Source organism: Methylobacterium oxalidis (assembly GCF_007992195.1).
In the GTDB taxonomy this organism is placed as follows: Bacteria; Pseudomonadota; Alphaproteobacteria; order Rhizobiales; family Beijerinckiaceae; genus Methylobacterium; species Methylobacterium oxalidis.
In genome coordinates this window covers 24532-38023 of record NZ_BJZU01000081.1, presented here as the reverse complement: position 1 = coordinate 38023, position 13492 = coordinate 24532, and the positions used below count along the sequence as shown (strand labels likewise).

Annotated in this window: 17 protein-coding genes; 9 read left to right on the top strand and 8 right to left on the bottom strand. The window is 71.4% G+C overall.

What is annotated here, in order from left to right:
* The coding region (locus MOX02_RS19180; protein WP_147027400.1) for a DUF1254 domain-containing protein at window positions 1–492 on the bottom strand (492 nt) is incomplete at its 3' end.
* A gap of 429 nt (window positions 493–921) precedes the next feature.
* Here MOX02_RS19180 and MOX02_RS19175 point away from each other — a divergent pair.
* From MOX02_RS19175 to MOX02_RS19160, 4 genes are all read left to right on the top strand, one after another.
* Window positions 922–1935 (top strand): HWE histidine kinase domain-containing protein, encoded by a 1014-nt coding sequence (locus MOX02_RS19175; RefSeq protein ID WP_147027399.1) that lies wholly within the window; start codon window positions 922–924, stop codon window positions 1933–1935.
* Window positions 1936–2087: 152 nt separating this feature from the next.
* On the top strand, window positions 2088–2342 hold the full coding sequence (locus tag MOX02_RS19170; protein WP_147027398.1) for a hypothetical protein: 255 nt from the start codon (window positions 2088–2090) through the stop codon (window positions 2340–2342).
* Between the two features lie 30 nt (window positions 2343–2372).
* Window positions 2373–2651: an adenylosuccinate synthase gene (locus tag MOX02_RS19165; protein ID WP_147027397.1), complete on the top strand. Its 279-nt coding sequence runs from the start codon at window positions 2373–2375 to the stop codon at window positions 2649–2651.
* A gap of 100 nt (window positions 2652–2751) precedes the next feature.
* Entirely contained in the window at window positions 2752–3465 is a 714-nt protein-coding gene (locus MOX02_RS19160) for a spermidine synthase (RefSeq protein WP_147027396.1), read from the top strand.
* A 37-nt stretch (window positions 3466–3502) separates the two neighbouring features.
* Here MOX02_RS19160 and MOX02_RS19155 read toward each other — a convergent pair whose 3' ends face one another.
* Window positions 3503–3748 carry a hypothetical protein gene (locus tag MOX02_RS19155; RefSeq protein WP_147027395.1) on the bottom strand — a complete coding sequence of 82 codons (246 nt, stop codon included), beginning with the start codon at window positions 3746–3748 and terminating at the stop codon, window positions 3503–3505.
* Window positions 3749–3873: 125 nt separating this feature from the next.
* Complete coding sequence (locus MOX02_RS19150; RefSeq protein ID WP_147027394.1) at window positions 3874–4473, bottom strand: phasin family protein; 600 nt, start codon at window positions 4471–4473, stop codon at window positions 3874–3876.
* Window positions 4474–4934: 461 nt separating this feature from the next.
* Between MOX02_RS19150 and MOX02_RS19145 the strand changes: the two genes are divergently transcribed.
* From MOX02_RS19145 to MOX02_RS19130, 4 genes are all read left to right on the top strand, one after another.
* Window positions 4935–5660, top strand: a complete 726-nt coding sequence (locus MOX02_RS19145) for an NUDIX hydrolase (RefSeq protein ID WP_147027393.1) — start codon at window positions 4935–4937, stop codon at window positions 5658–5660.
* A gap of 16 nt (window positions 5661–5676) precedes the next feature.
* A complete protein-coding gene (locus MOX02_RS19140; RefSeq protein WP_147027392.1) occupies window positions 5677–6663 on the top strand; it encodes an SPFH domain-containing protein in 987 nt (328 codons plus the stop codon).
* A gap of 10 nt (window positions 6664–6673) precedes the next feature.
* Entirely contained in the window at window positions 6674–7567 is an 894-nt protein-coding gene (locus MOX02_RS19135; protein WP_147027391.1) for an NAD(+)/NADH kinase, read from the top strand.
* A 176-nt stretch (window positions 7568–7743) separates the two neighbouring features.
* Entirely contained in the window at window positions 7744–8907 is a 1164-nt protein-coding gene (locus tag MOX02_RS19130) for a mandelate racemase/muconate lactonizing enzyme family protein (protein ID WP_147027390.1), read from the top strand.
* A 38-nt stretch (window positions 8908–8945) separates the two neighbouring features.
* On the opposite strand, the gene map is transcribed toward MOX02_RS19130, so the two are convergent.
* Window positions 8946–9698 carry a type I methionyl aminopeptidase gene (gene map, locus MOX02_RS19125; protein ID WP_147027389.1) on the bottom strand — a complete coding sequence of 251 codons (753 nt, stop codon included), beginning with the start codon at window positions 9696–9698 and terminating at the stop codon, window positions 8946–8948.
* Window positions 9699–9906: 208 nt separating this feature from the next.
* Between map and MOX02_RS19120 the strand changes: the two genes are divergently transcribed.
* Window positions 9907–10290 (top strand): nuclear transport factor 2 family protein, encoded by a 384-nt coding sequence (locus MOX02_RS19120; RefSeq protein WP_147027388.1) that lies wholly within the window; start codon window positions 9907–9909, stop codon window positions 10288–10290.
* 43 nt (window positions 10291–10333) lie between these two features.
* On the opposite strand, the gene MOX02_RS19115 is transcribed toward MOX02_RS19120, so the two are convergent.
* The 4 genes from MOX02_RS19115 to MOX02_RS19100 form a co-directional block, all read right to left on the bottom strand.
* Entirely contained in the window at window positions 10334–11041 is a 708-nt protein-coding gene (locus tag MOX02_RS19115; RefSeq protein ID WP_238179764.1) for a class I SAM-dependent methyltransferase, read from the bottom strand.
* Window positions 11031–11495, bottom strand: coding sequence for an Rrf2 family transcriptional regulator (locus MOX02_RS19110; RefSeq protein WP_147027387.1), 465 nt, complete (start codon window positions 11493–11495; stop codon window positions 11031–11033). Before MOX02_RS19110 ends, MOX02_RS19115 begins: the two co-directional genes overlap by 11 nt.
* 68 nt (window positions 11496–11563) lie before the next feature.
* On the bottom strand, window positions 11564–12466 hold the full coding sequence (locus MOX02_RS19105; RefSeq protein WP_147027386.1) for an NmrA family NAD(P)-binding protein: 903 nt from the start codon (window positions 12464–12466) through the stop codon (window positions 11564–11566).
* Window positions 12467–12775: 309 nt separating this feature from the next.
* The gene (locus MOX02_RS19100; protein WP_147027385.1) at window positions 12776–13396 is read right to left on the bottom strand and encodes a TetR/AcrR family transcriptional regulator; all 621 of its coding nucleotides are present in this window, start codon (window positions 13394–13396) and stop codon (window positions 12776–12778) included.
* Between the last annotated feature and the right edge of the window lie 96 nt (window positions 13397–13492).

Sequence of the window (13492 nt, the reverse complement as noted above, 5' to 3'; positions counted from 1 at the left end):
GGGCCCCGCGATGAAGTAGGTCTGCGCGCCCGTCCCGGTGGTGCGCTTGCCCGGCACCGCGAAGACGTTCGTCCAGGCGCTGAGCATCGGCATGAGGTAGTAGCGCCCGTCCTGAGCCGGGATGCTGAGGAGGTAGGGCTCGCGCCCGACATCCAGGAAGGCGCTGGAGTAGAGCGTGTCGGCGTTGGGGGCGGTGACGGCGCGGAACTTCGCGTCCGGGTACGCCCGCAGGTTGGCGAACTGGCCCATCGGCGCGCTCTTGCCCTCGGGCGCGGCCACGTTGGTGAGGACGCGCCGGGTCATCTCCATGGTGACGAGCGGGTAGCCGTAGATGTAGGCGTCCGTCGCCAGGTCCAGCGGATCGGCCGCCGCGTCGGTGCCGATGAGCGGCGCGTCCTGGACCGTGCTCTGAGCGCGGGCGAAGGGCAGGCCCGGGCCGGCGAAGGGAAGCGTAGCAGCGCCCGCGGCGAAGATCCGTCTGGTGACATCCATGATCGCCTCCTGTGAATGGCTCGGTCAGGCAGGCCGCTTCCGGGTGATCCCGGCCGTTGCGCCGGTACCGGGCTGTCGTCGGTTGGCCTCTCGCCGGGTGAGATCGCGGGGAGGCTCCGGTACGGGGCGCGGCTGCCTGTCGGCCCGCTCGGCCGACCGGGGGCCCGGTTCCAACAGAGCGCGGCGGGATGCTGCGCTCCGGCCCGCGGTCCGGCAAGGGTTCCGAGCGGACGGACGGTCGAGGTGTCGAGAGGGGTACGGAGCCCTCGCCGCGATCTCGGCGCCGGGCGCGCCGCCGTTCCGCTTGCCGCGATGGCCGCCATCGACGCCGAATGACGCGCGGAGGAACCGAATCCCCGCTCTCCGGTTGGCCGGTGCGCGGCAGGCGGGGCGTCAGCGACCGAGGCCGTTCGACGGAGGTGAGACCCCTTGGATGCACGGCTCGATGCCACCCGCGACCAGCCCGACACAGGCGTGCTCCGCGCCGCCGTCGAGGCGACCGGCGAGGCCATCCTCATCACCTCCGCCGATATCGACGCGCCGGGCCCGAGGATCGAGTACGTCAACCCGGCCTTCACCCGCATGACCGGCTACGCGGCGCACGAGGTCCTGGGCCGGAGCCCGCGTCTTCTCCAGGGCCCCGAGACCGAACGGGCCGTGCTCGACCGCATGCACGCGGCCCTGGACGCGGGCGAGCCCTTCCAGGGCAAGGCGGTGAACTACCGCAAGGATGGCTCGACCTACATGGTCGAGTGGCTGATCACGCCCGTCCGCGAGCCGGACGGGCGGATCACCCGCTGGGTGTCGGCGCAGCGCGACGTGACGGACCGGCATGCCTTCGAGCGGCGCCAGGCGCTCCTGGTGCGAGAGCTGCACCATCGCGTGCGCAACACCCTGTCGACCGTCCAGGCCGTGCTCAACGCAACCCTGCGCTCCTCGCTCGGCCTCGCGGAGTTTCAGCGTGCCTTCTCGGGCCGCATCGCGTCCCTGTCCAAGACCCACGCGCTGATCACCGAGGATCGGACGCAGGCCGTCTCGTTCGAGGGCCTCCTGCGGACCGAGCTCAACGCCTACGACGGGCCGGGGCAGGCGCGCATCTCCCTGCGCGGGCCCCATGTCCTGCTCGTCTCAGAACTGGCCGTCCCGGTCGGCATGGCGCTGCACGAACTCACGACGAACGCCATCCGCCACGGTGCCCTCGGCGACCCGGCCGGGCGGGTGGAGGTGACATGGTCGGTGGCCGACGACGCCTCGGGCCAGGTCCTGCACTGGACGTGGAACGAGCATGACGGGCCGCCCGTCGCCCTGCCGACCCGGGAAGGATTCGGGACCGAGCTTCTCAAGCAGCTACTCACCTACCAGGCGAAGGCGCAGTTCGAGCTCACCTTCGACCCGGACGGATTGCGGATGGACGTCGCCATGCCCTTGCCGGGACCCGCATAGGCGGGCGGATACCGCTGCCCCGCGGCCGAAGCGCGCGTCGCCGACGGGACCTGCCCGATGGTACGTGGACGTCCATGTTGGATCTGGTCTGTGCGCGCGACTTCTGCGACGTGGACAGGCAACGGTTCGCAGATCGAGGCTGGGTATGCGGCATGGCGATGAAGACGAGCTACGTGGTCCAGACCTTCGTGCTGAAGCGCAAGCGCCTCGTGCCCGGCGACCGCGAGATGACCGGGACCGAGAGCGGCGCCCTGAAGAAGGCCGAAGCGATGTCGGCCCGGGTGCCGGGCACGGCCGCGCTCCGGGTCGTGGCCGACGACGAGACGGGCGAACTGGAGAGCGCGACGATCCTCGCGCAGTTCGGCGAGGTGCCGGACGACTTCGCCGAGAGCCTGCAGGGCGGCTGAGGGCATCGTTGCAGACCGGAGAGGCGCGACATGGCGTTCACGCAGAAATCCGCCGCCGAGACGAAGGCTCAGGATCTGGGCCTGGCGCTCGCCCGGATCGCCGAGAGTGCGGGCCTGCCCGCCAGCATCGGGCTGGATCAGCTCCGGCGCGCGAGCCCGCGGCTGACACCGCTCGCGGTCGGGCAGATGGTGCGCAAGCAGCGGGACACCGTCGAGGCGGTGCTGGCGGAGCGCGGCCTGACGCTCGTCGAGTACGCCGACCAGGGGCCGGGGCGCGGCATGGAGTTCGTCATCGCGCAGGCGCCTTGAGGCGGCCTCGTGCCGCGCGTCGTGGCCCGGAGAGCCGGGATTGCGCGCCCGGCCGGGCGGAGCGGGCGCGGCGTGCCGGCATCCCGAACGGAGTTTCCCCTTGATCCCCTGGGTCCATCTCGACACCGGCGCGGTGCCCGGCGAAAGCGTCCCGCTGCGCCTGATGCAGCGAGGCGACGAGTTCTCGATCATGGTCGGGACGATCGAGCTGATGAACAACCGGCTCCGGGGATCGGAGGAGGCGCTCGCGACGATCGCCTGCTCGCGCCTGCGCGACCGCCCGCGCGCCGCGGTGCTCATCGGCGGCCTCGGCATGGGCTTCACGCTGCGCGCGGCCCTGAAGGAACTCGGCCCCGAGGCGCGTGTCGTCGTCGCGGAGCTCGTGCCGGCGGTGGCGTCCTGGGCGCGGGGCCCGCTCGCGCACCTGTTCGCGGGCTGCCTCGACGACCCGCGGGTCGAACTGGTCGAGGCGGACGTGAACCGCCTCATCCAGTCCGGCCCCGGCCGGTACGACGCCATCCTGCTCGATGTCGACAACGGGCCTGAGGGCATGGTGAGGCGCGAGAACGACCGCCTGTACGATGCCTGGGGCCTCAAGCGGGCGCACTATGCGCTCCGCCCCGGCGGCATCCTCGGCGTCTGGTCGGGCGGGCCGGACCGCAAGTTCAAGGCCCGGCTGCAGCAGACGGGCTTCGCCGTCGACGAGATCCGCGTGCGGGCGAGCGGCGGATCGAGCGGCCGCCGGCACGTCCTCTGGCTCGCGGAGCGCGTGCAGGCGAGCGACAGCCCCGCCCGCAGGCCGACAGGTCGCTGAGCGGGGCGGCACCCCGCTCTTGGACCGTCGCCCTGCGCTAGACCGCCGTCAGGCGCTTGGTGTTGGCGGCCACGTGCTCCCGGTACCGATCGACCACGGCATCGCAGGAGCCGCCCGTCATCAGCGTGCCGGACGCCTCGATGAAGGCGCTGACCTTCTCGCTCACCATCTGCTGAGCCTCGGCACACCCCTCGAATCCGCCCCAGGCGAGCTTCACAAGCCGAAGCTCGACAACCTTCTGCGCTTCGAGAGCGAGCAGGGCGACAGCAAAGGGATCGTACATCAAGGGCTCCGCGCCGCGAGGCGCGCGGCCCATGCGACTGAGAAGTGGGAGGGGCGGCCGACGAGGCCGCCCCAGACGTGATCCCAACTCCGGACGGTCGGTCCGGGTTCAGAGCCGAGCGTGCGTTAGCGAACGAGCGTCGGGCTCTGCGCGACCTGGGAGAACGCCTTGCCGGCCTCCTCGACGGCGCGCGCCGAGGTCTCGGTGATGGCCCGACTGTCCTGCACGAAATGCTGCAGGCTCTCGCGCACCAGCTCGCTCTGGATCGCCGTGAACTCCTGAACGGACCGCGCCCGGGCCAGCTTGCTCAGGCCCTCGAGGTTGCGCTGCCACTGGCTCTGCGCCAGGCCGAACCAGCCGCGGGAGGCGTCCTGGACGGCGTGGGTGAGAACCGTGCCGCAGCGCGTGACGGCCTCCAGGTTCTGCTTCGACTGACGGGCGAGGCGCTCGCTGTCCTCACCGGTGAAGCCGAGCGTCCTGGTGAAGCGCTCCGCGGCCTCACGGGCCTGCTGCGAGGCGGTCTCGACGCTCCGCTGCACGATCTTCTGGGCGTTCTCGGACGCCTGCTCGCGCAGGTCGGCCATCTTGTTCAGGCCGTCCTGCGCGGCGTCCACCAGCTGCGTGTTCTGCTCGGCGGCGTTGTCGAGGTTCGCCCTGGCGGTGTCCGCAACCTTCTCGTTCTGCTCGCGCTGCTTGGCCTGGACGTTGTTCTGGTTGAAAGCCATTCGTGTCTCCCGCCTCTCAGGATTATGTATTCAGATGGTGTGCTTAAGAATATAGGCACATTCACCTTAGGCAGCGAAGGAGTTTTTGGCTCGCTATCGCACTGCACCTAGGTCGTGCCGGAGACCTGTGCTTCAAGCTCTGCAAGCGGCATTTATCCAAGATTAATTTATCGTTGCGGTCGTCAAATGTTATAGCCAGACCTTAACCGTCTGACTGCACTGCACAATATGACCGATCCCGAGCCGGGCGGGATGGAGTGGTCCGGCAGCATCGCTGAGATCAGGGCCGGCTCTCCGCCGAGCGGGCCGACCCCGAGCCGGTCCCGTGACGCGCGGGCAGTGGCGCCGATCAGAAGGGCAGCGCAGTTCCGTCGGCACACGGGCGGCGGCGCCGATACCTCGCACCGGCATATATGCGATATGCGCTTTACTTAGTTGCAAGTCACATATATGTTGCCGACATGAGTGAAGCCGACTTCCTCGCCGGATATGATCCCGCGGCATTCCCGCGCCCGGCCCTCGCCGTCGACCTCGTCCTGCTGGGCCTGCGCGACGGCCGTCCGGCTGTCCTGCTTCTCGAGCGCAGCCAGCACCCGCATGCCGGTCGCTGGGCGCTGCCCGGCGGCTTCGTCGGCCTCGACGAGACACTCGACAAGGCGGCCGAGCGGGTGCTGCGCGAGAAGGCCGGCATCGCCCTTGCCCATCTGGAGCAGCTCTACACGTTCGGCGCGCTCGACCGCGACCCGCGCATGCGCATCGTCTCCGTCGCCTACCTGGCGCTCCTGCCGGAGCGGAGCTTCGCCGAGGCGCTGGATGGCGAGGCGCCGCTCGCGGCCGCCATTCTCGACGTGCCGTGGGCCGGCGAGACCGGAGGGCCGGTCGCGGCCCTCTCGCGCCGGGGCGAGCCCCTCGCCCTCGCCTTCGACCACGCCGACATCCTCGCGCTCGCGGTGCTGCGGCTGCGGGGCAAGCTCGACTACTCGGATGTCGCCTTCGCGCTGCTGCCCGAGCAGTTCACCCTGCGCCAGCTCCAGGACGTCCACGAGGCGATCCTCGGCACGCCGCTCAACAAGCCCGCCTTCCGCCGCCGCATGCTGGATCGCGGCTGGCTGAAGCCCACGGGCACCCGCGAGGCCGGTACGTCCTTCCGGCCCGCCGAACTCTACCGCCTCGCGCGGCCGCGCTGATCCTCAGGAGGAGCCTATGGCCACGATCCGCAACCTCGGACTGATCGCCCAATTGCGGAGCGAGACGAGCCGCCACGTCATCCGCTACCGCAACGGCCGCGTCCGGCAGAGCGGGCGGGGGCTCGTCTTCTGGTTCCGGCCCGAGACCGCGAGCATCAGCGAGGTGCCGGTGGACGACCGCGAGATGACGCTGTTCGTGCGCGGCCGCAGCCGGGACTTCCAGACGATCGCGGTCCAGGGCACGATCGGCTGGCACGTGGTCGATCCCGAGCTGCTGGCGAGCCGCGTCGACTTCTCGATCGACCTCGTCACCGGCAAGCTGCGCACCGAGCCGGTCGAGTGGATCGAGGCGCGCATCAGCGGCATCGCGGGTCAGGCGGTCCTGCAATACCTCGGCGAGAAGCGGGTCGACGCCCTTCTCGACGCGGGCCCCGAGCCGGTCCGCGGCACGCTGGAATCGGTGCTGACGGCCTCCGCGGCGCTGGCCGAGATCGGCGTCGCGGCGGTGTCGGTGCGGCTGACGAACCTCGCGCCGTCGAGCGAGCTGGAGCGCGCGCTTCAGACGCCGACCTTCGAGGCGCTGCAGCAGAAGGCCGACGAGGCGACCTTCGCCCGCCGCGCGCTCGCCGTCGAGAAGGAGCGCGCCATCGCGGAGAACGAGCTCGCCACCCGCACCGAACTGGCCCGGCGCGAGAAGCTCCTGATCGCCGAGGAGGCGGAGAACGCCCGCGACCGCGCGGCCGGCCTCGCCGAGGCCCAGGGTCTCGAGGCGGCGGCGGAGGCCGAGCGCATCCGCCTCGTCGATGGCGCGCGGGCGGAGGCCGAGCAGCGGCGCGTCGCCGTCTACCGGGATCTGCCGCCGACGGTCCTGCTCGGGCTGGCGGCGCGGGAGCTCGCGGGCAAGCTCGAGACGATCGAGCACGTCACCGTGACGCCGGACCTCATCGCGGCGGCGCTCGGCGAGTTCCGTCGGGCGGCCCCCTCCCCCGTCGCCGTGCGCTGAGGGCCGGGCTGTGCCGGCCGTCGCGCCGCGCGCCGTGTTCGTGACCCGCGACACGGACTACGAGCTCCTCATCGCCCGGCACGCGACCCGGGGCCAGGTGCGCTTCTTCCTGGAAAGCCGCGGGCAGCGGATCGAGGAGATCGACGCCCGCCACGCCCGCTTCCACGAGGCCCTGATGCAGGCGCGCGCCGCGGTGCCGGCGGACTGGCGGCAGGCGCTGGTGCGGCGGCCCGACCTCGACCGCTTCCTGTTCGCCCCCGACGACGTCGTCGTCGCCGTGGGACAGGACGGGCTCGTCGCCAACGTCGCGAAATACCTGGGCGCGCAGCCGGTGATCGGGGTCAACCCAGCCCCCGACCTCTACGACGGCGTGCTGGCGCGGGTCGCGGTCGAGCGCCTCGCCCCCCTCCTCCCGGCCAGCCTCGCGGGCGCCGCCCGCGTCGAGCACCGGACGATGGTGCAGGCCGTGCTCGACGGCGGCGAGCGTCTGCTCGCTCTCAACGAGATCTTCGTGGGCCATCGTGGCCACCAATCCGCGCGCTACCGGATCGAGACCGCGGGCGCGGCCGAGGATCAGTCGTCGAGCGGCCTCATCGTGGCGTCGGGGACCGGCGTGACCGGCTGGGCGCGGGCGATCGGCGAGGCGACGGGCCTCACGCTCCGGATCGGCCCCGAGGAATCGGCGGTGGGTTACTGGGTGCGCGAGCCCTTCCCGAGCGTCGCCACGTCCACGGGCCTCCGCGCGGGCAAGCTGACGGGCGCGCCCCTCGCCGTGACGTCGCGCATGAACGAGGGCGGCGTCGTGTTCGCGGACGGGATCGAGCAGGACTTCATCGCCTTCGACTGGGGCCGGCGCGTGGAGCTCGCGCCGGCCTCCCGCACGCTCAACCTCGTGGTCGGGTAAACCCTCGCCCCGGCATGGGGCGGGCGGATCACGGCGATGGCCAAGCGGCCCTGCCGAGAGGTAGCCTTCCTCCGCGCTCCCGCACCGGAAGCCGGGCGATCCGAAGACCGGATCGGCACAGGTCCGGATGACGCCGCCGCGAACGGGCGGCTCAGATCACGCCCCGGAGGGCATCCATGCGCATCGTCGACGTCCGCGAGGTGACCAAGCCGATCGCCTCATCCATCCGCAACGCCTACATCGACTTCTCGAAAATGACCGCGAGCCTCGTCGCCGTCGTCACGGACGTCGAGCGCGAGGGGCGCCGGGTCGTGGGCTACGGCTTCAACTCGAACGGGCGCTACGGCCAGGGCGGACTCATCCGCGAGCGCTTCCGAAGCCGCATCCTGGAGGCCGATCCGGCGAGCGTGCTCACGCAAGCCGGCGACAACCTCGACCCGCACAGGCTCTGGGCGGCCATGATGACGAACGAGAAGCCCGGCGGCCACGGCGAGCGCTCGGTCGCGGTCGGCACCCTCGACATGGCGATCTGGGATGCCACCGCCAAGATCGCCGGCAGGCCGCTGTTCCGGCTGCTCGCCGAGCAGAAGGGCGTCGAGGCCAACCCGCGCGTCTTCGTCTACGCGGCGGGCGGCTACTACTATCCGGGAAAGGACGACACCCAGCTGCGGGCGGAGATGCGGAGCTATCTCGACCGCGGCTACACCGTCGTGAAGATGAAGATCGGCGGAGCGCCGATCGGCGAGGACCAGCGCCGCATCGAGGCGGTGCTGAGCGAGATCGAGGGACGGGCCCGGCTCGCGGTCGACGCCAACGGCCGGTTCGACCTGGAGTCCGGCATCGCCTACGCCAAGATGCTGCGGCAGTACCCGCTGTTCTGGTACGAGGAGGTCGGCGACCCGCTCGACTACGCCCTGCAGGCGGCGCTTTCCGAGTTCTATCCCGGCCCGATGGCGACCGGCGAGAACCTGTTCTCGCACCAGGATGCCCGCAACCTCCTGCGCTACGGCGGGATGCGCCCGGACCGCGACTGGCTGCAGTTCGACTGCGCGCTCTCCTACGGCCTCGTGGAGTACCTGCGCACCCTCGACGTGCTGCACCAGTTCGGCTGGTCGCCCTCCCGCTGCATCCCGCACGGGGGCCACCAGATGTCCCTCAACATCGCGGCGGGTCTCGGCCTCGGCGGCAACGAGAGCTACCCCGACCTGTTCCAGCCCTACGGCGGCTTCCCGGACGGGGTGAGGGTCGAGGACGGACACATCGTCATGCCGGAGCTGCCCGGCATCGGCTTCGAGGGCAAGTCGGACCTGATCACGGTGATGCGCGACCTGGCCGAGTAGGCGAACGGCCTGTGCCCGAGCGATCGCGGCTCGCACCGCTACGCGGTCGGCAGCGTCAGGACGAGCGGCCCGTTGCGCGTGGCGACCACCGTGTGCTCGTACTGGACCGTGTGTGCTCGCGGCCGGCTGTAGAGGGTCCAGGGATCGTCGCCGTCCTCGGCGAATTCGGCGCCGAGGGACAGGAAGGGCTCGACGGTCAGCACCAGCCCCGCGCCGATCACCCGGCGCTCGGAGGCGTCGGGCCATGTCGCGATCTCGGTTGGCTCCTCGTGCAGCGACAGGCCGACGCCGTGGCTGGCGAGGTTGCGCACCAGCGTGTAGCCGTTCCTCCGCGCGAAGGCGCCCACGGCCCGCCCGATGCCGGAGAGCGGCCGGCCGGCGCCGACCTGCTGCAGTCCCGTCCACATGGCCCGGCGCCCGTCCTTGCAGAGCCGCTCGACCGCGCGCGGCACGGGCGGCACGGCGAACGACGCTCCGGTGTCGGCGACGTAGCCGTCCTTCTCCGCCGAGACGTCGATGTTGACGAGGTCACCGGGTCGGATCCGGCGGGCGCCCGGAATGCCGTGCGCGATCTCCTCGTTGACGCTGATGCAGGTCGCCCCGGGAAAGGCGTAGACCATCTCCGGGGCCGGTCGGGCCCCGGCGGCTTCGAGGCACTCCCGCCCGATCCGATCGAGCTCGCGCGTGGTCATGCCGGGCTCGATGGCCCTGCCCATCGCCTGCAGCGTGTCGGCAACGATGCGCCCGATCCGCTTCAGCCCCGCCAGCTCGTCTTCGCTCGACACCGTCATGCCGTCTCCTCCCGCAAGGCCGGAGCAGAGTGGCCTGCGGGCGCGAAGCTGAAGCGTTCGCCTCCCCCGATCAAGCGCCCGATCGTGCGCGGGCGCCGACCCCGTTGGGCGCTGCCCGCCTCGTGCGCATCGGGCTCCTCCGCCCGAAGGTCTCGGCCGCGCGGTCGATCGGGCGTGCTAGGCTTGCGCGGCCATCCAGGGGGACAGCATGACCGATCCCGCTCAGAACAAGGCGAACGTGATCGCCTTCTACGAGCTGATGTTCAACGCGTCTCAGCCGCGCCTTGCGATCGAGCGCTTCGCCGGCGACGATTACATCCAGCACAACCCGCATGTGGCGACCGGCAAGGACGGCTTCATCGCCTATTTCGAGCGGACGGCGCGCGAGTGGCCGGGCAAGCGGGTGGAGGTGAAGCGGGCGGTGGCCGAGGGCGATCTGGTCGTCCTCCACTGCTTCCAGCACTGGCCGGGCAACGACGATTACGCGGCCATGGACATCTTCCGGCTCGACGCCGACGGCAAGATCGTCGAGCACTGGGACGTGCTGCAGGTCCTGCCCGAAACCTCCGCGAATCCGAACGGGATGTTCTAGGGCGCGGCCCGGAGACGCGTCAGCGCGCCGCCCGCTCGGATGCTCACGCCCGCCCGACCCAGCCCCGCCACGTGAAGGCGGCGAAGAACGCTTCGACGTCCCGGAAGCCGCCGCTGCGCAGGATGGCCGCGTCCTCCTCGGGTCCGAGCGCGGCGAGCGCGGCATCCACGGCGGCCCGCGCCCGCATCGCCTGCTCGGGCTCGACGCCGGAAGCGACCGCGTAGGCCTCGTAGCGGGCGAGCCAGCGCGAGCGGCCTCCCTCGTCCTGCGGGAAGCTGCCGTGCGCCGCCACGAACGGGGCGCCCGGCCGCAGCCGCCGGTGGATCGCGCGAACCGTCCTCTCCCGCTCCTCCGCGCCGAGGAAGTGCAGCGTGAGCAGGCAGGTCGCCGCGTCGAAGGGCCCGGGCGGCGCATCCTCGATGTAGCCCTCGACCAGGGTGACCCGGTCCATCAGAGGTCCGAGCGTCCGCTCGGCCTGACGCAGCATCTCGCGCGCGGGATCGACGCCGACGAACGACCAGCCGGGATGCGCCTCGGCCAGCGCGCGCAGCTCCAGCCCGCCGCCGGCGCCGAGCACCAGCACCCGCGCCTCGGGTGTGGCGTGCTCGCCGAGCAGGATGCCGGTCATCCGGTGGAGCGCCTCGAAGCCCGGCACGAAGCGGCGCGGCCCGTCGGCGTAGCGGGCGACGGCCTCCGGGTCGGAGAAGGCCGCCATGAAGTCCAGCGGTGTCTGTCGCGCGCTAAGCGTCATCGCGTGTGTGCTCCTGGCCGCAAAGGCCGCGCCGTGCCAGGCGCGCGTGGAAATCGGCACTGAGACGGCCGAGCGTGACCTCGCCTAGCCGCGAGAGCAGCAGGTTCTCCGCGTCGCGGAAGGCGTTCGCCAGGGAGGCGTTGACGGCCTGCTCCACGAGGCACTCGGGCTGCTCGCTGCGGTGGCCCATCGCGAAGACCGCCGGCGAGCCGAGCGCGAGGTAGACGTCGTGCAGGGTCACGCGGTCGAGGTCGCAGGCGATCACCCAGCCGCCGCCATGCCCCTTCCCGGAGGCGACGAGCCCCAGGTCGCGCAGGCCCGCCATGGTCCGCCGCACCACGACCGGATTGGTCCCCATCACGGCGGCCAGACGCTCGGAGGTGATCGGACCGTCCGCCTCGGCCATGTGGAGGAGCACGTGGAGGACGCCCGACAATCTGCTGTCCCGTCTCATGCAACTAATCATGTTTCATGAGACGCGTGGCTGTCAACGCCTCCCGGTCCGGCGCGGCCGGAACGCGCTCAGCGGCGGGCGAGCACCGCGCGCACGCCCGTCCAGCGCAGGCCCGGGTAGCGGCCGTTGTCGAGCGGGTCGAGCTTGCCGTCGCCTTCGAACATGTCGCGCAGGTACTGCATGCCCTGCCAGACGGGGAACACCTGCCCGCGGCCGGGAGCCAGGATGCGCGCTGCCGCGATCATTCCGTCGAGGGTGCCCAGTCCGCCGACGCGCAAAACTTTGAAGTGCCGGCCCGTGACCTCGCTCGTCGCCTGCGCCAGCTCACGCGCGCTCGTGACCTCCCCGGCGATGCGCAGGATGCGCGGGGCATCCCCATCGAGCGCCGCGGCCGCCGTGAAGGCCGCCACGTCGTCCATCGTGGTGAAGTCGAGCGGCTGGTCCGCCTCCCCCCAGTACAGCACCCGCCCCCAGCGCCACTGGATGAGCGGCATCTGCCCCGTCAGCATGTCCATGAAGCCGCCGTTCAGCACGGACGTCGCCCGCACGGGTGCGCGGTCGAGGCGCTCGTGGAAGCTGCGGCGCAGGTCGAGATTGCGGTTGCGGCCCGGCTTCGTCCGGGTGAAGTCCAGGGCGAAGTCGGACGGGATGAAGCACCGTGCACCGGCCGCGACCGCTGCCTCCAGGAGAGCGGTCTGGCCGTCCAGGATCGTCTCCTCCAGGCCGTTCAGCGCCGACACGACGCAGGTCGCGCCCTCGCAGGCGCGCGCGAGGTCGACAGAATTCGTCAGGTCGACCGGCGCCAGGGTCGCTCCGGCCGCTTCGAGCGGTGCCGTCCGCGCCCGATCGGTTCCCGGCCGGACCACGGCCGTGACCCGCGCTCCGCGATGCCCGAGCTCGCGCGCGATGCGCAGGCCGAGCCCCCCGGTCGCCCCGGCAAGCACCACCTCTGGACGTGCCCCGTCCGCCATGCCTCACCTCGTCGTGTCGAATGTCCTCACCGAGGTAGGGTGGTGCGGTGCCGCCGTGCAGTGACCATGCCCGAAACAGGCCGCTGCCGGTCCGGAACATTCAGACTTCGACGTGAGATATCTTCGCGCCGGAGCGCGCATTGCCGGCTCGCTCAGCACCGCGGCGGTGCAGAGAAATCCGTCCGCGATCGTCGCGGGGCGCAGCGGTGAGACGACGCCCGGCGGGGTCGGGCACGGCGAGGCAGCAGCCTCCGACCACCCTGAAGGCGGGATACCCGATCTCTACGGAGCTCCTGCGGCCTCCCGGGATCAACCCCTTTCCGTGACCCTGCGTGCCTTGCCCGCGGCCCCGGCGGCCGGAAAGTTCTCGACGTCCGAGCAGGCCGCGAGGATCTCGTCGCGCAGAGCGCCGGACCCGACCCCGCGCCCCACGACCACGGCCCCGACCATCATGGCCAAGCGGCGGATGGCCGCCGCGCGCGCGGCCGCGCCGCGGCACCCCGGCGGCGCGGCCGTCACGAAATCCGCGATGATGGTCTCGACGCCCTGCGCGAAGGCCCGCGCGGCATCGCCAGAGCCGCGGCCGACCTCGGTCCCCAGCGCAGCGGCCGGGCAGCCGACGCCCGGATGCGTGAGGTGATCCTCCGAGAGGTACTCGGCCACGTAGGCGTCGAGGGCCGCCAGCGGCCCATCCTGCTCGCGGCGGTGGGCGAACCGATCCGTGTGGCCGGCGAAGGCCGCGCTCAGGGCGGCCGCGACGAGCGCCTCCTTGGACTGGAAGTGCTTGTAGAAGCCCCCGTGCGTCATCCCGGCCGCAGCCATCACGTCGGCGATGCTGCACGCCTCGATCCCGCGCTCCCGGAACAGGCGGGAGGCGGCCTCGATGATGCGGATCCGGCTGGCAGCCGCCGCCTCCTTCGACATGCGCATCTCATCCTCCTCCGGCGCGGGCCGTTGACTTTTAGATGATCGATGACATCCTAGCAAATAGATGTCGGACGACATCCTATTTCGGCGAGGTTGCCC